Annotated in this window: 16 protein-coding genes; all 16 read right to left on the bottom strand. The window is 31.6% G+C overall.

The window, feature by feature from the left end:
* Window positions 1–207: 207 nt before the first annotated feature.
* A complete protein-coding gene (locus BR66_RS23355; RefSeq protein WP_051624137.1) occupies window positions 208–1,404 on the bottom strand; it encodes an MFS transporter in 1,197 nt (398 codons plus the stop codon).
* Between the two features lie 97 nt (window positions 1,405–1,501).
* Entirely contained in the window at window positions 1,502–2,857 is a 1,356-nt protein-coding gene (locus BR66_RS0107015) for a nitrogenase component 1 (protein WP_026882271.1), read from the bottom strand.
* The gene (locus tag BR66_RS0107020) at window positions 2,851–4,437 is read right to left on the bottom strand and encodes a nitrogenase component 1 (protein WP_026882272.1); all 1,587 of its coding nucleotides are present in this window, start codon (window positions 4,435–4,437) and stop codon (window positions 2,851–2,853) included. The genes BR66_RS0107015 and BR66_RS0107020 overlap by 7 nt, the downstream gene beginning before the upstream one ends.
* Window positions 4,438–4,675: 238 nt before the next feature.
* The gene (gene purB, locus BR66_RS0107025) at window positions 4,676–6,106 is read right to left on the bottom strand and encodes an adenylosuccinate lyase (protein ID WP_026882273.1); all 1,431 of its coding nucleotides are present in this window, start codon (window positions 6,104–6,106) and stop codon (window positions 4,676–4,678) included.
* Window positions 6,107–6,264: 158 nt separating this feature from the next.
* A complete protein-coding gene (locus BR66_RS0107030; RefSeq protein ID WP_026882274.1) occupies window positions 6,265–6,525 on the bottom strand; it encodes an HPr family phosphocarrier protein in 261 nt (86 codons plus the stop codon).
* Between the two features lie 92 nt (window positions 6,526–6,617).
* On the bottom strand, window positions 6,618–7,076 hold the full coding sequence (locus BR66_RS0107035; RefSeq protein ID WP_026882275.1) for a PTS sugar transporter subunit IIA: 459 nt from the start codon (window positions 7,074–7,076) through the stop codon (window positions 6,618–6,620).
* 122 nt (window positions 7,077–7,198) lie between these two features.
* Window positions 7,199–8,395, bottom strand: a complete 1,197-nt coding sequence (locus BR66_RS0107040; protein ID WP_026882276.1) for a pyridoxal phosphate-dependent aminotransferase — start codon at window positions 8,393–8,395, stop codon at window positions 7,199–7,201.
* A 26-nt stretch (window positions 8,396–8,421) separates the two neighbouring features.
* The gene (locus tag BR66_RS0107045) at window positions 8,422–9,294 is read right to left on the bottom strand and encodes a decaprenyl-phosphate phosphoribosyltransferase (RefSeq protein WP_026882277.1); all 873 of its coding nucleotides are present in this window, start codon (window positions 9,292–9,294) and stop codon (window positions 8,422–8,424) included.
* A gap of 129 nt (window positions 9,295–9,423) precedes the next feature.
* Window positions 9,424–9,684, bottom strand: coding sequence for a stage V sporulation protein S (locus tag BR66_RS0107050; RefSeq protein ID WP_026882278.1), 261 nt, complete (start codon window positions 9,682–9,684; stop codon window positions 9,424–9,426).
* Window positions 9,685–9,844: 160 nt separating this feature from the next.
* Window positions 9,845–11,395 carry a ribonuclease Y gene (rny, locus tag BR66_RS0107055; RefSeq protein WP_026882279.1) on the bottom strand — a complete coding sequence of 517 codons (1,551 nt, stop codon included), beginning with the start codon at window positions 11,393–11,395 and terminating at the stop codon, window positions 9,845–9,847.
* A gap of 221 nt (window positions 11,396–11,616) precedes the next feature.
* Window positions 11,617–12,729 (bottom strand): recombinase RecA, encoded by a 1,113-nt coding sequence (gene recA, locus BR66_RS23360; RefSeq protein ID WP_051624138.1) that lies wholly within the window; start codon window positions 12,727–12,729, stop codon window positions 11,617–11,619.
* Between the two features lie 406 nt (window positions 12,730–13,135).
* Window positions 13,136–13,720: a CDP-diacylglycerol--glycerol-3-phosphate 3-phosphatidyltransferase gene (pgsA, locus tag BR66_RS0107065; RefSeq protein WP_026882280.1), complete on the bottom strand. Its 585-nt coding sequence runs from the start codon at window positions 13,718–13,720 to the stop codon at window positions 13,136–13,138.
* Entirely contained in the window at window positions 13,707–15,041 is a 1,335-nt protein-coding gene (rimO, locus tag BR66_RS0107070) for a 30S ribosomal protein S12 methylthiotransferase RimO (RefSeq protein WP_026882281.1), read from the bottom strand. The genes pgsA and rimO overlap by 14 nt, the downstream gene beginning before the upstream one ends.
* Before the next feature lie 137 nt (window positions 15,042–15,178).
* Window positions 15,179–17,404, bottom strand: coding sequence for an FtsK/SpoIIIE family DNA translocase (locus BR66_RS0107075; protein WP_026882282.1), 2,226 nt, complete (start codon window positions 17,402–17,404; stop codon window positions 15,179–15,181).
* Between the two features lie 58 nt (window positions 17,405–17,462).
* Window positions 17,463–18,161, bottom strand: a complete 699-nt coding sequence (locus BR66_RS0107080) for a ClpP family protease (RefSeq protein ID WP_026882283.1) — start codon at window positions 18,159–18,161, stop codon at window positions 17,463–17,465.
* Between the two features lie 53 nt (window positions 18,162–18,214).
* Entirely contained in the window at window positions 18,215–18,490 is a 276-nt protein-coding gene (locus BR66_RS0107085; protein WP_026882284.1) for a YlmC/YmxH family sporulation protein, read from the bottom strand.
* Between the last annotated feature and the right edge of the window lie 36 nt (window positions 18,491–18,526).

Raw genomic sequence — 18,526 nt, forward strand, 5'->3', positions numbered from 1 at the left:
GTGTAATATTATTAAATTTTTTTTTCTATATGAGAATTTATTATCGAACTCTGCGTTAAGTTATTAGTTTACTTTTATATTAGTCTACATAATATTTAATATGTAGACTAATAGTTTGATACTTCTCCTTATTTTTGTTATATAATTTAAGTACTACAAATTTATTTTTTACGATTACACTTATTTACCCCTAATAATATCAAGCGCCTAATATTTATCAATTACATTTTCTGTTTTGCTTAGCGCACATAAAATCACAAAAAACAGCATAAAAATAATAGCCACTACAATAGCACTCATACCAGCCAAAATACCAAAAGCATCAGATAATATGCCCGTTATAATTGGCATTATAATAGCACCGACTCCACCTAGCATAAGTAGTACTCCCATGGACATAGGATAAACCTTAATAGTCTTACCAACGGTAGAGACTGTTGTAGGATAAATACCTGCCATAGAAAATCCCAGGCCCATTATAGTAATGGTAATAATCGTCACATTTTTCGTTGAAAGTAATAACAAGTAAAAAACACATGTTCCAATACTTGTTACCAAAAGCAAAACCTTTTTTGACACTTTATCTCCAAAAAAAGCACAAGTTAATCTACCTGCAAGAATAGAAAGCCACAATAATGAAGCAAGTACTTGAGCATATTGTATTGTCATGATCCTTGAATCTATAAAATATTTAACTAGCCACCCATTAATAGCGGCTTCTGCACATAAATAAAAGAACAAAATTCCTGCACTATTCCAAAAATATTTGTTTTTCAAAAATTCGTAAGATATTTTTACCTTTACAGTGTTTTTTTTAGCCTCATCTATTTTCATTCTTGAAAATAGAAAAATGGAGATAATTGCAAGGATAATAATAACCATGGCAGCTATTTTCCAGCCTCTATTTCCCGCCATATTTGTGCATATCATAACTAAAAACGGAGCAATTAAAGCTCCCACAGCAAAAATACTATGTAAAAAATTAAGGGCTGCTGGGCTACTGTTTGAAACTTCATTTACAGTAGTGTTGTTAAAATTAGAAATACTTCCTCGACTTAACCCTGTAAATAAGAACCCTAAAATTAATAATACCGGATTACCTGTTAAAATCATTATTAAAAATCCCATAACAACAAAAGTACACAAAAACATTATTGATTTTTTTCTTCCTAAATAAAGTGGTAGCACACCAGCTATAAAGCCGGCTACCAAATTTCCTACTTGATGTGCAGAAAGTAATGCCCCACTCATTGTATTATTCAACCCGTATTCATTGCTGATTAATGGTAACAAAGACCCTAATATCATACTATATATACCATTGACCGCAAAAACAAAAAAACAACAATTTAGGATATATTTTTTGTCATGGTCAAGGCTTGCATAAAATGATTGCGTTTTCATATAAATAAAATCCCCCTTGCGTAAAATGCTCAATGTGGTTTATTATATCACATTGAGCATTAATTACAACTTCATGTTACTTTATTATCTACTATCTCTACGCACCTGAACTTATTGATGTTGTATAGATTTTCTCTAATAATGTTAACCCTCCTGTATATCCTATATAAGTTCTATTAATTACTACTTCAAAAGAAGATGGGCAACAGGTTTCTATTATAATACCATTTAATTGCTTTATTACGTCCCTTTCCCAAGCAGATGAAAATATTATAGGTGAAGTAGTTCCAAAATCTGCTTCTAGCAATTTTTTCTCAATAATATAACCATCTTCAATAAATTCAACTTCAGTAGATACGTCTTCTGCAAGCTCTTTATACTGTTTTTGGATTATTTCTCTATATTTTTCTGTTGGATTATCTGTTATAATTTGGAGTACTGGAAGCAATCCCAGCTGGTTCACCAAAAACTTATTTAAAGCTATATTATATGCACTATCCCCTATTACTGCGTATTTTGAGGGCAATCCAAACCAAAATTCCGAAAAAAAATCAGCAAAATGATCCAAAAAATAATAATATCTATTTTCTTCTTTTTCAATAAATTCCTCTGATTTTCCATTGTTTATCCCTGAGAAATTGACCACCTTTCTTATAAACTCTGTGGTTTGTTCTGCTCCAATTGGAATAATAGGAATATGCAAATATGGTTGATTATATTTTTTTTCTAAGTGTTTAGCTGTTTTTAATCCAACCCAAGGCGAAAGAACTAAATTAAATTGAGCTCTAGGAATATCTATCCAATCCTTTATTCCCCTGCTTTCTGATCCAAAGAAAATATTAACTTTGAAACCAGTCCCTTCAAGTATTCTTTTAATTTCAATGAAATCTCCACGCCAATTTGTATTAAAATATGGGACTTCACTCCAAAGATTTATAAGTCCCTTTTCCTTTTCTCCAGAATAAACTCCAACAAATTGATCTATTATAGCCTGAGCAACTATTTCATGTCCAATTAAATTATTTCCTTTAAAACCCCCAGTTTCTGCATACACAATAGGATACCCTTTTTTTTGATATTTTTTAACAACAGAACCTACATCATCTCCAACCAGTTCTCCAATACAACCGCTTAATACTACAAATAAATCTCCATCCATTATTTTAAGAGATGATTTAATAAGATCATCTAACTTTTTCTCGCCACCAAATACCACCTCGTTTTCCCCAGCATTCACACTTGGTATTGCAGAACCTCCACTATACCCTCCGCCTTGATATCCATTATTAAAAGAAAGCATAAAATATTGCTTATCCACGCATCCTGGTCCACAGTGTACTAAAGGAATTCCCCTGGGAATGGCTGAAACCGTATATGCAGCACCTATTGCACAACCATAACGTGGATGTACTATTGAGTTGGTTTGTTCATTGGAATCCAATTTTCCTAACATAATTTCTCCTTTTTTACCATAACTTCCCGTTCTTCATCTAAAATTTCTGGATGTTTTGCTAGAATAAATGGATCTTCTTGTTCTAACCACCACTTTGTATATGGTAACTTAACATGTTTTTTTAAGTTTTCTCCGAATTTTCTCCTAGCAAGTACATTTAGTAATGCTTCCCCTACTCTAATTATCCCTTCATAACCTACAGGAAGGTGTTCGTCACCTAAAGCAAACGCTGGAATACCTATTTTGGCAGCTAATGGCGCTAATCCATTATGTCTTATAATTATAAAATCAGGATTAACTCTTCTCAATAATCCATAAAATTGAAATTGTTGTGTTTTACTTACTGTAAGATGTTCTATATCCCCATAATTGTGGACTAAATACTTTAGCGTATCCTGTCTTTCATCTCCACCATCATAAACTGGATCATGATGGAATACTACAGAACCGTTTACTTCAACACCTAATTCCTTTAAAACAGAAATAATTCCATGTGCATATGCAGAACCAGTGGCGACAAATCCTTTTACCCCCTTAAGTTTCTTTTTTAATTCATCTATTTTAGGCTGAACTCGTTCATGTTCCTTTATAATATATTCTTCAACTTCTTTTTCTTTACTGGCAACTTTACTTATTGCTCTTAGCCAATCATCCGTTGCAGGAAAGCCATAAGGTTGTGGTGCTTTAATATCAGGGACACCATATTCTTGTTCTAATGCAGCTGCATAATACGACCCTAGAGTATGACAAAATGTAGCAGAAGCAATTGCTTCTGAGGATTGAGCTAATTCATCAACAGTAGCCATGTCTATTAAATAATTCACCTTCAAGCCTAATGGGTTTAGCATTTCGCTAAAATAGTCAGTACCCCATAAGGCGATAATATTTATTAAATTTTTTTGTTTTTTGGGTTTTTTATTTACAATTTGCCTTATAATACCATGTTGGGAAATATCAAACCCTGTACTCCAATGCTTAGATCTAAACCCCTCACAAGATAGTGGAACAACAGGAATTCCTAGTTTCTCCTCGGCTTCCTTAGCCACACTTACTATATCTTCACCTATTATTGCTGTGGTACATGCAGCGGAAATAAAAATTGCTTTTGGCTTAAAACGGACCCACGCATCCTGAATTGACTGTCTTAGTTTTTCAGATGCTCCGAAAACCATATCTCTTTCTAAAAGGTTTGTACTTACAATTTGTATATTTTCTACCTTTTTCTTTCTACGCGCTAATCCTATTTTATAACCCACATTAAACCTAGGATGTATAGCAGAACATCCTATGGATGAATGTTCAATTAAAATGGCATCGGGTATATTTCCGACCTGACAGGCTACTATAGATTGAGTACACATTGTTTGCTGATTAAATGGCATTTTTAATTCACAAAGTTTGCAGCTTTGGCCTTTTGGACTACCACCACATCCCTGACCCTTTTTAAGGGCTCTAGCCTGATAATTTGATTGTTTTACTAAACCTGATGCCGATCCATCCCAAGCAATAATCGTACCTAACCGTTTCTCACGATTTTCAACATCTACCAAGTTCAAATTTATACTATTATACTTTACCATCCCTTCATCTCCTCTAACCTTAATTAACCTATAAAATAATTATTTATCCTCCTATATTTATTTTTGACTATATAAAAACACTAGAAACTTATTTCTCTAAAAGTAAGAAAATAAGTCTCTAGTGTCACTAGTCAACCTTAGTATTAAATTTTATTATAAAATTATAATATCAGTGAAAGCATACCTTGTCAATATGTATACTTATATTGACAAGGTATAGGTATACATAAAAATAATATTAAACATTAATATCTACTTTAATACCTAGATTTTCTTTATTTTCTTCTAAAATTGGATTAATGCAATTTCTAAGAAAGTCATCTACTTGACCTGGAGCTCTACCTATGAAATTTCTGGAATCAAGTATAGTTAAAACATCATTTTCTTTTAACCTAAAAGCAGGATCTTTTGCTATTCTGAGCATTAAATCATTGTCTAGCCCATCTTCCTTTACTCTTTTACCAGTTTCCATAGAATAAGTTCTTATTTTTTCATGTAAATCCTGTCGATCTCCACCTCTTTTTACTGCTTCCATTAATATATTCTCTGTAGCCATAAATGGTAATTCACTACTTACTCTAGCTGCAATTACCTTAGGGTATACTACTAAACCACTAGAAATATTTATGTATAAATTTAAAACTCCATCTAACGCTAGAAAAGCTTCTGGAATAGCAATTCTCTTATTTGCTGAATCATCTAGAGTTCTTTCGAACCATTGAGTTGCAGCTGTAATAGCAGGGTTTAGCGCATTTATAATTATATATCTTGAAAGTGAACTTATTCTTTCTGATCTCATTGGATTTCGTTTATATGCCATGGCAGAGGATCCAATTTGATGAGCTTCAAAAGGCTCTTCTATCTCTTTTAAACTTTGTAGTAGTCTAAGGTCATTACTAAACTTATATGCACTCTGAGCTATTTCAGACAGAGTATTAAGTATTATTGAATCTACTTTTCTCGAATATGTTTGACCAGTTACTTCATATGCACTTTTAAATCCCATTTTTGCCGTAACTTTTTTCTCTAAAGTTTTAACTTTGTCTTCATCACCATTAAAAAGTTCCATAAAGCTTGCTTGAGTTCCTGTAGTTCCTTTAACTCCTCTAAGTTTTACTGTATCAATTACAAATTCTAGATTTTCTAAATCTAAAAGTAAATCTTGCATCCATAGTGTTGCTCTTTTGCCTACTGTTGTAAGTTGAGCTGGTTGAAGATGAGTAAATCCTAATGTTGGCATACCCTTGTATTTATCAGCGAATTTTGCAAGACTTGACATTGTGCTTATTATTTTAGCTTTTATTAGAAGTAATGCTTCTTTCATTACAATTATATCCGTATTATCACCTACGTAGCAACTTGTAGCTCCAAGATGGATTATTCCCTTTGCTTTAGGACATTGAACGCCATAGGCATATACATGGCTCATTACGTCATGTCTAACTTCCTTTTCTCTCTTCTCTGCAACTTCGTAATTTATATCTTCAACATGAGCTTTTAATTCATCCACTTGTTCTTCAGATATGTTAAGCCCAAGTTCTTTTTCACTTTCTGCCAATGCAACCCATAATTTTCTCCATGTCTTGAATTTTTTTTCATCAGAAAAAAGATATGACATTTCTTTTGATGCATATCTTTTGTTTAGTGGTGATTCATATAGATTTCTCATAAAATGTTACCTCCTAAGTGTATATAAAATCAGATATATTTCACATTATACCATACATTAATGAATTATTATAGAAATTTGTTCGTATTTTTATTCCTTGCAATAAAAATAAAAGGATAGCAGATGCTATCCTTTTATTATGTAATGAAATTGCTAAATTATTCTTCTATTGATTCAATTAACTTTACGATTTCTTCTGCAGCTAATGCTTCGTCATCACCTGAAGCAATAACTTTAACAACTGAACCTTTTGTTACTCCTAATGATAAAACACCTATTAAACTTTTAATATTTGCTTTTTTACCTTTGTTTTCTATGCTTATATCTGATTTAAATGAAGACGCTTTCTTTACTAATAAAGTAGCTGGTCTTGCATGTAAGCCAGTAGCACTTTTAACTGTTGCTTCTTTAGTTACCATTATATCATCCACCTCTACTAACTAATATACTTAATTACCTTAACATTTTATCACTATATGGTATTAATTTCAATAGAATTTAATAAAACTATCTATTTGAATTTAATTGTTGCAAATTTACTCTTTGCCTTCTTAGCGGTGAAATCAATTTGAATATCTTCTAAAATATCAGGATTAGTTATCACTACAGGTGTATCCAAAGAAGATTTATCAGACACATATTCCGCATCAAAGAACATTAATTTATCTCCTGCTGAAACTTTATCCCCTACTTTTACGAAACTACCAAACCCTCTTCCTTCTAATTTTGCTGTATCCATGCCTACATGTAAAAGGAGCTGTATTCCTGACTCTCCCTTGATTATTATAGCATGTTTAGATTCATATAATACAGCAACCTCTCCATCAATTGGCGAATATAAGAAATTATCAGTTGGCTTAATTGCAATTCCCTCACCCATGATTTTTTTACTAAAAAGATAATCGTTTACTTCTGATAAAGGAATTACTGTGCCACTAATTGGTAGTAACAATTCTAACGTTTTACCCATAACATCACCCCATAAAAATATTAACAATAGTATATGTTTAATATACTATTGTTATATGAATATTGATATAGATTTTGAAATGTTTGTATATTCGTATATATTTTTGCTTATAAATATAGAAATTATTTTATATTATCTACAAAGTCAGCTAATCTATTTAAACCTTCCTTAATATTTTCTATAGATGTAGCATAGGAAAGTCTAACATACTGAGAAACGCCAAAGGCATCTCCTGGAACAACTGCGACTCTACTTTCATTTAATAATTTTTCAGTAAAATCCATACAATTGTTTATTGTGTCACCATTGGATTTTTTACCAATAAGCTTACTTATATTAAGCATTACATAAAAAGCACCTTCAGGTTTTAAGCAGGATATATTATCTATACTATTTATTTTATCTACCATATAATCTCTTCTTTTCTTAAACTGCTGTCTCATAAGTTCCACGGAGGTTTGATCTCCATTTATTGCCTCAACTGATGCATACTGCGCAATGGAATTAGGATTAGACGTTGTCTGGCTTTGTATATTGGACATAAGTTTAATAATATCAGTATTAGCAGAAGCTGCATAACCGATTCTCCAGCCTGTCATAGCATAGGTTTTTGACATACCATTTATTACAATTGTTCTATTAAAAGCATCTTCACTAATGCTTGCTATGCTTATATGCTTTGACTCTCCATAAATTAGTTTTTCATACATCTCATCAGAAATAAGTAAAAGATCATGTTGCTTTGCAAATTCTGCTATGTGCTGAAGTTCTATAACATCATAAACAACTCCTGTAGGATTATTGGGACTGTTTATTAAAATAGCTTTAGTTTTATCTGATAAAGCACGCTCTAAATCATCCACGGTAAATTTAAAACCTTTTTTTTCTTCAGTTTCAATTATTACTGGTTTACCATTATACAATTTTATCAGTTCAGGATAGGTAACCCAATATGGAGAAGCTAAAATTACTTCATCATCTTTATTAAGTATAGATTGAAAAAGATTAGAAAGGCATTGTTTTCCTCCAGTAGATACCATTATTTGTGATGAATCATAATTTAATTTGTTATCCCTTTTAAACTTATTTGCTAATGCCTCTTTAAGTTCTATAATACCTGATGCAGAAGTATATTTTGTGTGACCACTTTTCATTGCAAATATTGCTGCATCTTGAATGTTTTGTGGAGTATTAAAATCAGGTTCACCCACACCAAATCCAATAACATCAATACCTGCTTTCTTCATTTGTGCAACCTTAGATGTAATTGATAGGGTCACAGACGGCGAAATATTTTCTGCATTCGTTGAAAAAATCATAAAGATAACCTCCTAGTAAGTTGTTTTTATAGTTTGAAATATATTATAGCTATTATTATGACTGCCCATAAAACTATATCTATGAGAAAAGGCATATCATTTTGAAAAACATCTTCAGGTTTTCCTCCAACATTTTTTTTAGATACCAAATATTGATATCTAAATATTCCATATAAAACGAATGGAATAGTTATCATCATTGTTCTACTTTGTGTTGAACTGAATGTATATAGACAGTAGGTTATTAAAATACTAGGAGTAACAATTGTAAGCATGCTGTCTATTAATTCAACTGAATACTCTTCTAGTATTTTTCTATGTGAACCTCTTTTATCTTTTAGTGTTACAATCTCACTTCTTCTTTTATTAAGTGCCAAAAAAAGTGAAATTAATATGGTGCATAATATAAGCCAAGGTGATAATTGTACATTGGTTACAATGCTTCCACTAATAACTCTTAGAACAAAACCAAACGTTATTATCATTACATCCACGATCACCACATTTTTCAGTTTAAATGAATATAATATATTCATAATATAATAAGTTAATAATACAACCAATAACTTTAAGCTAATAGAGTAGGATGTGAATAATACAATACACACTATAATCAATTCAAAAGCTAATGCTTGTGACTTAGAAACTTTACCACTAGCTATGGGTCTGAATTTTTTCTGTGGATGCTGTTTGTCTTTTTCTACATCTACTAAGTCATTTAATATGTACACTGCTGAGGATATTAAGCTAAATAATATAAAAACATATAAGTTTAATAAAAGTATGTGCCCATTTTGAAATTTACCAGAAAACACTAATGCCGCCAATACAAATACATTTTTCAGCCATTGCTTAGGTCTCATAAGTTTAAGTATATATTTCATGTCTAGATTTTTCATTTTTCCCTCCGAAAGTTAAATATATATGCTATTCTATAATTTAACACATTTTTAGAATAATTAAAAGGACTTGCATTAAATATCAAGTCCTTTTTAGTCAAAATATTATAAAAAAATCATTATTTCATTTTACCTTGGCTGCACAATTAGTTTTATTGCTGTCCTCTCCTCACCATCTATTTCAATGTCCGTAAAAGCTGGTATACAAATTAGATCCATGCCACTAGGTGCTACGAAACCTCTTGAAATTGCTATTGCTTTAATTGCTTGATTTATCGCTCCAGCGCCTATTGCCTGTATTTCAGCAGAACCTCTTTCTCTTAACACTCCTGCTAAGGCACCTGCAACTGAATTTGGATTTGATTTTGCAGAAACTTTTAATATTTCCATGTTAACACCCTCCTATAAGTAATATATATTAGTAAATTTAAGTAAAACATACTATAGGTATATTATTCTACATATAATAAATTATTCCTTTTTTTAAATTCATTTTTTAAAATAAAAATCCCCTTTAAGCTTCTAAAGGGGATGTGATCATACATAATTTTTATTTTGCATATTCAATTGCACGGGTCTCTCTTATTACATTAATTTTGATTTGACCAGGATATTCTAATTCGCTTTCAATTCTCTTAACAATATTCCTAGCCATTTCTGCTGAACCCGCATCATCAACACTTTCTGGTTTAACTATTATTCTAATTTCTCTTCCAGCCTGAATGGCATATGACTTTTCAACACCTTCGTATGAGTTTGAAATTTCTTCAAGCTTCTCTAAACGTTTTATATATGCTTCTAAAGTTTCTCTTCTTGCACCCGGTCTTGCTGCTGACACTGCGTCCGCTGCTTGAACTAAGATAGCTTCTAGAGATTGTGGCTCAACATCACCATGATGTGCACCTATTGCATTAACAATAACTGCCGACTCATGATATTTTTTTGCCGTTTCAGAACCAATTAAAGCATGTGGACCTTCAACTTCATGGTCTACAGCTTTACCTATATCGTGTAGTAAACCCGCTCTTTTTGCAAGTGTAGGATCCATACCAAGCTCAGATGCCATAAATCCAGCTAAATATGAAACTTCTATGGAATGTTTTAAAACATTTTGACCATAACTAGTTCTATATTTTAGTCTTCCAAGCAATCTTATAATTTCAGCATGTAAACCATGAACACCTGTTTCGAAAGTCGCTTGCTCGCCTTCCTCTTTTATATCGTTTTCTACCTCTTTTTTAGCTTTTTCTACCATTTCTTCAATCCTAGCAGGATGAATTCTACCATCCAAAATTAATTTTTCAAGTGCTATTCTAGCCACTTCTCTTCTTATAGGATCAAAACCTGAAAGTATAACAGCCTCAGGAGTATCATCGATAATCAAATCGATTCCAGTAAGAGTTTCTAGCGCTCTTATGTTTCGACCTTCTCTACCAATTATCCTACCCTTCATTTCATCATTAGGTAAAGATACGACATATACTGTAGATTCAGCAACATGATCAGCCGCACATCTTTGTATTGCGCAGGTAATGATTTCCCTTGCCTTTTTATCGGCATCTTCTTTTGCTTTTGTCTCAACTTCTTTTATCATTACAGCTGCATCATGTTTGATTTCTTTTCTTATTTTATCAAGAAGCATTTGTTTTGCTTCTTCTGAACTTAAGTTTGCAAGTCTTTCAAGCTCATTACGTTGGCTTTGATATAAAGTTTCAATTTTTTCTTCTTTTTGCTGCAATTCAGTGTCACGAGAATTCAAATTTTCCTCTCGTTTTTCAATGAATTCGCCCTTCTTATCCAGTGATTCTTCTCTTTGAATATTTCTTCTTTCTAACCTCTGAACTTCAGATCTACGCTCTCTAGTCTCTTTTTCGAAATCATTTCTGAGTCTATGAACTTCTTCTTTTGCCTCTAGTATGGATTCTTTTTTCATTGATTCAGCTTCTCTGATAGCTTCTGTCTTTATATTTTTAGCAATTTCTTCGACTTGTGATAATTTAGCCCAAGAATATTTTTTTCTAACATAAAGTTCAATGCCAACTATAAGAATTGCCAATACAACGACAATTGTGACAATTATAATCCAATAGTTACTTCCCATTGTCGTAAAACACCTCCTTCGCTTATTATTGCGTGTATAAATTGTAAAATGAAAGCCTTGAAAAGGTGTCATATATATCCATTTGGTAATTACTTGAATATGTTAAACCAGTATTTGTATTTAAATTAATTGTATATTAATTTGAGATTGATGTCAAGCAAGTAACCTCACTGAATGCAAAATAAAGCCCACATTCATAATCAATGTGGGCTTTATTAATGCTATTTGACTTTAACTTCTATGTTATCAGCCTTGTTTTTATCATTGATTTTTATGTTTTTCTCGTCATCTTTTGCGTTTTTTCCATCAGCTTTTGCATTTTTTTTATCAACTTTTGGAATTGTAATAGGGAGATCATGCAAATCTCTTATTTTATTTTCTATTTCTAGACCAATTTCAGGATTATCTTTTAAATATTGTTTTGCATTTTCACGTCCTTGTCCTAGTCTCACGTCACCATAAGCAAACCATGCTCCACTTTTTTGAACTATTTCTTCTTGTACCCCCACATCAACAATGTTTCCTTCTCGTGAAATTCCACCATTATACATTATATCAAATTCAGCCTTTTTAAAAGGAGGTGCAATTTTATTTTTAACTACTTTTACTCTTGTTCTATTTCCAAGAATATCATCACCTTGTTTTATAGAATCAATTCTTCTTATATCCATTCTTACCGAGGCATAAAATTTTAATGCCCTTCCACCAGAAGTTGTTTCTGGATTACCAAACATTATTCCTATTTTCTCTCTCAATTGGTTAATGAATATAACCACACATTGAGATTTATTAATTGAACCAGTAAGTTTTCTAAGAGCTTGGGACATAAGCCTTGCCTGAAGTCCTACATGTGAGTCACCCATTTCGCCCTCAATTTCTGCCCTAGGTACAAGTGCAGCTACTGAGTCAATAACTATTACATCTATGGCATTTGATCTAACTAAAGCTTCCACTATTTCTAATGCTTGCTCTCCGGTATCAGGTTGTGAAATTATTAAATTTTCCGTATCCACGCCTAAAACTTTTGCATATGATGGATCCAACGCATGTTCCGCATCAACAAATGCAGCAGCACCACCATTTTTTTGTGCTTCAGCTATAATGTGAAGTGCAAGCGTAGTTTTACCAGATGATTCAGGTCCATAAATCTCAATAATCCTTCCCCTTGGTACTCCACCTATTCCTAATGCTATATCTAAAGCTAAACACCCAGTTGAAATTGATTCTACATCTAAAGAAGTGCTATCTCCTAGTTTCATTACTGCACCTTTTCCAAATTGTTTTTCAATTTGATTCATTGCAGCTTCTAAAGCTTTTATTTTATCATTATCCATATTATATCCCTTATGGGTTCACCAACCTTTCAATTTAACGAACATTTGTTCTTATCTAATTATATATTAAAATTTCATCTAGGTCAATACTATAAACAGAGTTCTTGGTTTCAGGTGGAGTTTTTAGGCCGCAGGTCATCCATCTGAAACTTAGAAATCGTTATCCAGGGACGTAGCAGCCGTTATACTCTAAAGAGAAAGGGATTCACATCAAATCAAGGATTTGAGTTCACTGCTTTTCCCACTTAGTATAAGATGGGAGTGTTACGGATGGTAGTCATCGGATAAATGAAGTTCCTGCCAAAAGCAGGAACTTCTAAATATAAAAAATAACTAGTAGTATACTTAGATTCTTTTTCATACGTTTAAACTCATATTAAATTATGTTCATCTAGTTATATTTTATTCATTTATCTAATTTAATTATATCTTTATTTTTTATAAAATAATCCAGACCAGATACTATAGTAATTACTACTGCTATATACATGGCGATAATAGATGCCTGTTTAAAGTTACTCATCATTTGGGCATTTATAGAATTATGTAAAAATTTATAATTACGTAAATTCAGGTTTATCAATGCCATTGATATAGCCACTATTTGAATAAATGTTTTAGCTTTTCCCCACTTACTAGCTGCAAGAACCACGCCCTCTGCTGCCGCTATTGACCGGAGGCCTGTTACTGCAAATTCACGTGCGATTATTATAATTGCAATCCAACTCATTAAAACGTGGTATTCAACTAAAGATATAAGAGCAGCAGAGACTAAAAGTTTATCTGCTAATGGATCCATAAGTTTACCAAAGCGCGTTATTTGGTTACGGCTTCTAGCAATATATCCATCCAATTTGTCTGTGAGAGCAGCTATTATAAATACAACCGTAGCTATACTACGACCGTAAGGTATACTTCTTACCGCAATAAAAACCAGAAAAACTGGAACAAGTACTATTCTTATTAATGTTAGCTTATTAGCAAGATTCATCACATACAACCCCTATTAAATCATATTCTAGACTATCTACAATTTTTACATTGACATAATTGCCTATGTTTAATATTTTATCACATTTGAAAAATATTTCACCATCTATTTCTGGAGCCATTTCATAATTTCTTCCGAACCAGTATTTATCATTTTTTCCCTCAATAATCACTTGGTATACATTACCAATTTTTTTCCTGTTTGTTGTTTTAGATATTTGTTGTTGAATTAACATTAATTCATCATATCTAGCTTCTTTTATTTCTTCATCAATTTGATCTGGCATATCATAAGCTTCTGTTCCTTCTTCTCTAGAGTATTTAAATACACCTAATTTATCAAATTTTATAAATTCTATAAACTCCTTAAGTTCACTAAAATCATCATTGGTTTCACCTGGAAATCCAACAATCAATGAAGTTCTAAGTGATATCCCCTGAATTTTTTCTTTGATTTTTGATATATTTTTGACTATTTCTTCTTTCTGAGTTCGTCTCTTCATTTTTTGCAATATAATATTACTTATGTGTTGTACAGGCATATCTATGTAATTACATACCTTGTCATTGTTTTTTATTTCCTCAATTAATTCATCTGTAATTTCTTCAGGATAGCAATAAAGAAGGCGTATCCATTGGACGTCACTGATTTTTGAAATTTCTTCAAGGAGTTTTGGGAGCATTTTTTTATCATAAATGTCTATACCATACTTTGTCGTATCTTGAGCAACTAAAATTATTTCTTTTACGCCTTGATTTGATAAAGACGTACACTCATTAACTATATCTTCAATATTTCTACTTCTGTACTTACCCCTTATTTTAGGAATTATACAGTAAGTACAAAAATTATTACATCCTTCTGAAATACGTACATAAGCACTATATGAACCAGTGGTTATAACTCGTTCCCCTTGATTTATATTTTCATCACTAAAATTACATAGAATTTGCTTACCACCTTTATCAAAAAAGTTATTAATAACTAGATCAAGTTTTTCATAATCATTTACTCCTAGTATGGCATCAAGTTCTGGCATCAAGTTAAAAAGTTCATCACCATACCTTTGGGTTAAGCAACCCGTTCCAATAAGCATTTTACAATTATAATTTTTCTTGTACTCCGCCATTTCCAAAATAGTATCAATTGATTCTTGCTTTGAAGCCTCTATAAATCCACATGTATTAACCAATATTATATCTGCTAATTTAGGGTCATTTACAATTTCAAAGTTATTTTTCATTTTTCCAAGTAAGGTTTCTGTATCAATTCTATTTTTATCACAACCTAAACTAACTACTCCAAATTTCTTTTTTTCCACGTCTTACCTCCTAGATTTATAATGCTGACTCCACGCTACTCAATTTCATAGTTTTCAGTATATCTTCATATATTTTATAGCTAAAAACCAAATTTAACAAGAAAATTTTTTGTTAATACTAATCTTAATGAAATATTTTAATTTTCCATTTCATTTTTATTAACTAAAATATTTCTAGGTTTTCCACCATCGCGCTTTGATATAATACCTTTGTTTTCTAATTCTTCCATAATTCTTGCTGCCCTATTGTAACCGATTCTAAGTCGTCTTTGTATTAACGATGTAGATGCTTGATCTGAATCAACTACAATTTTTATTGCTTCATTTAAGAGCTCATCTTCTTCATTCACATTTTCTTTATCTAATGAGCTCTTGTTGATTGCCTCAATTATTTCTTCTTTATAATCAGTGTTTGAACCTTGAGTTTTAATAAAAGTTACTACTCTTTCAACTTCCTCTTCCGATATAAATGCTCCCTGTATTCTTAGTGGTTTTGCTTCTCCCACCGGATAAAAAAGCATATCACCTTTACCCAATAATTTTTCAGCACCTGAAGAATCAAGGATTGTTCTAGAATCAATTTGGCTTGAAACAGCGAAGGAAATTCTTGATGGTATATTTGCTTTAATTACACCTGTGATAACATCCACCGATGGTCTTTGAGTTGCTATTACTAGGTGCATTCCTGCAGCTCTGGCCATTTGAGCTAACCTACCAATATAATTTTCTACATCACTCGGACATACAATCATAAGATCAGCTAACTCGTCTATTATTATAACAATCCAAGGTAATTTATTATCCACCTTTCCTTTAGTATATAATTCATTATAGCCCTCTATGTTTCTTACGTTGTTATCTGCAAATGTTTTGTATCTCTTGGTCATTTCATTAACCGCCCAACTTAGAGCCCCTGCCGCCTTTTTAGGATCAGTTACTACAGGTATTAAAAGATGAGGTATCCCATTATACATATTAAGTTCAACAACCTTTGGGTCAACCATTAAAAGTTTAACATCTTCAGGTTGGTATTTATATATTATACTTACAATCAAGCTGTTAATACATACACTTTTACCTGAACCAGTAGCTCCAGCAATAAGTATATGCGGCATTTTACTTAAATCTGCTATAACGCAATTTCCACCTATATCTTTACCTAAACAGAAAGATAGTCTTGCTTTTGAATTGAAAAACGTATCTGATTCTATAACTTCACGCAAAAAAACAGGAGTTAAATCTTTATTTGGCACCTCAATTCCAACAGCTGATTTTCCTGGAATAGGTGCTTCAATACGAACACTAGAAGCCGCTAAATTAAGGGCAATATCATCTGATAAATTAACAATTTTACTTACCTTTACGCCGGCACTAGGTTGAAGTTCAAACCTGGTTACCGATGGCCCCTTTGTAACCTGAACTACCTTTGCATCAACACCAAAACTATTTAGAGTATCTGTTAGTTTAGTTGCACTAGTAAGCAAATCTTTTTTGTCACCTTTTTTTAAACCATTTAGATTATTTTCATTTAGAAGTTCAATACTTGGAAAAATATACTCACCAAAAGAATTGATACTAGTGTTGTTTTCTATTTCTTCTTCCAATTCCTTGTTTATATTCTCCTTTGTTCCTTCGTTATAATTACTATCTTTTATTTGTATTTCAGGCTTACTAATACTTTCATCTTCTATAGAACCTGCATTTTTCATAAAATCTAATATTTTGATTTTATTCACAGTACCTTTTATAAAACCTTCCTCTTCATCTTTAATCTCAGTTGTATTCATATTTGTCTTTTGTTTTTCAGACTTGTTTTTGTGAGGTATTTTTGCTAAAATATCACCTATAGAATTCTTTGATATAAGAACAAATGAGACAATATAAATACAAATAAATAGTACATAACTTCCCTTACCTAATAATTTTAGAAGCGGAATATCAATTAAATATGAAACTATACCACCATGCCATATATCATCTGTAGCATATATTTTTTTTATTCCATCCACTACTTGTCCATTAATAAAATATTTATCCAAATTAATAAAAGTAATTAACATAAGAGTATTTATTATAAAAAGTATTATACCATAAAATTTTTTACTAAAGTTAAATTTGCCTCGTTTTAAAATATATGAAACACCTACAATGATTATTATAAAGGGAAAAATATATGCACCTAGCCCTACTGCTGAAAATAATAATTTTCTAATAACAATGCCTAGTATCCCAGTAGTATTTATAGCAAAGAGGCTAAAAATCATAAAAATACCTAAACACAACAGAACTACACCAATTATATCACAGCGTAAAGTTGATTTTATTGACCCATCACCACTTTTGTTTACTTGTTTTCTCGCCAAAATATCACACCTCCATTTGTTGTTTCATATTATAAATGTAATTAACCATAGGGAGTCCCTATGGTTTTTTTTCAATCAGCTGCTCAAGTTTATTTAGCGCTTCACTTATCCCGCCTACTTCATCTATTAGCCCATAGTCAACAGCTTGCTTCCCAATTAAGATAGTTCCCATATCATTTAATAATACATCAGTTTGCAACATTAATTTTGTAAATGTTTTTTCATCAATATTTGAAGTTCTAGTTATAAACTCAATTATTCTTTGTTGCATTTTATTAAAATAATCAAAGGTTTGAGGAACGCCAATTATCATTCCATTCATCCTTATTGGGTGAACAATCATTGTAGCACTTGGGGAAATAAAAGAATAATCTGCAGCTGTAGCTAGAGGTACCCCTATTGAATGACCACCACCTATAACCAGTGACACTGTTGGCTTGCTAAGACTTCTTATCATTTCAGATATGGCAAGGCCGGCTTCCACATCTCCTCCAATAGTATTCAAAATTATAAGTATTCCTTCTGTAACTGTACTTTTTTCTATGGCAACTAATTGAGGTATTACATGCTCATATTTAGTTGTCTTGGTTTGTGGTGCAAGGCTCATATGCCCTTCAATCTGTCCAATAATAGGTAATACATATATTCGTTCAGTGTCGTTGTCTTCAGGAGGTAACTGATTTACTCCAAAGTCTTTTATATTTTCATCAGTGTCATTATTTTTTGACTCTTCTTTTTTTGCCTTTGATTTAGCCATGCTATCCCTCCTAGTTACACTATTTTGTGCATCTAGGTGAATTTTTATACATTCTATAAATGCGATTTTTTCAAAAGACTCTCATCAACATCTATTATTATAGTTTTTGTACCTATTTTTTTTATATATTCCCAAGGTACTTCTGAAAACTCATTTTTATTAAAAAAGCTTATCCCTGAAGAATTGTTGTTTAAAATCAGTATTTTCATTGTTCCAGCGTCATCTATTATTATATCATTATTTGAAACCATTGAATACTTTTCACCATCATTTATATTAATAATTTCGTATTTTTCAATTTCACTATATAATTTCATATTATTACTCAAATTACCCACTCCTTACATAATTAAATAACTATATAT

Source organism: Clostridium akagii DSM 12554, assembly GCF_000686725.1.
In the GTDB taxonomy this organism is placed as follows: domain Bacteria; phylum Bacillota; class Clostridia; order Clostridiales; family Clostridiaceae; genus Clostridium_I; species Clostridium_I akagii.

What these genes read in the sequence shown, in the direction of transcription:
- BR66_RS23355 (WP_051624137.1), bottom strand. Translation starts at nt 1,404, where the DNA reads ATGAAAACGCAATCATTTTATGCAAGCCTTGACCATGACAAAAAATAT.
- BR66_RS0107015 (WP_026882271.1), bottom strand. Translation starts at nt 2,857, where the DNA reads ATGTTAGGAAAATTGGATTCCAATGAACAAACCAACTCAATAGTACAT.
- BR66_RS0107020 (WP_026882272.1), bottom strand. Translation starts at nt 4,437, where the DNA reads ATGGTAAAGTATAATAGTATAAATTTGAACTTGGTAGATGTTGAAAAT.
- purB (WP_026882273.1), bottom strand. Translation starts at nt 6,106, where the DNA reads ATGAGAAATCTATATGAATCACCACTAAACAAAAGATATGCATCAAAA.
- BR66_RS0107030 (WP_026882274.1), bottom strand. Translation starts at nt 6,525, where the DNA reads ATGGTAACTAAAGAAGCAACAGTTAAAAGTGCTACTGGCTTACATGCA.
- BR66_RS0107035 (WP_026882275.1), bottom strand. Translation starts at nt 7,076, where the DNA reads ATGGGTAAAACGTTAGAATTGTTACTACCAATTAGTGGCACAGTAATT.
- BR66_RS0107040 (WP_026882276.1), bottom strand. Translation starts at nt 8,395, where the DNA reads ATGATTTTTTCAACGAATGCAGAAAATATTTCGCCGTCTGTGACCCTA.
- BR66_RS0107045 (WP_026882277.1), bottom strand. Translation starts at nt 9,294, where the DNA reads ATGAAAAATCTAGACATGAAATATATACTTAAACTTATGAGACCTAAG.
- BR66_RS0107050 (WP_026882278.1), bottom strand. Translation starts at nt 9,684, where the DNA reads ATGGAAATATTAAAAGTTTCTGCAAAATCAAATCCAAATTCAGTTGCA.
- rny (WP_026882279.1), bottom strand. Translation starts at nt 11,395, where the DNA reads ATGGGAAGTAACTATTGGATTATAATTGTCACAATTGTCGTTGTATTG.
- recA (WP_051624138.1), bottom strand. Translation starts at nt 12,729, where the DNA reads ATGGATAATGATAAAATAAAAGCTTTAGAAGCTGCAATGAATCAAATT.
- pgsA (WP_026882280.1), bottom strand. Translation starts at nt 13,720, where the DNA reads ATGAATCTTGCTAATAAGCTAACATTAATAAGAATAGTACTTGTTCCA.
- BR66_RS0107080 (WP_026882283.1), bottom strand. Translation starts at nt 18,161, where the DNA reads ATGGCTAAATCAAAGGCAAAAAAAGAAGAGTCAAAAAATAATGACACT.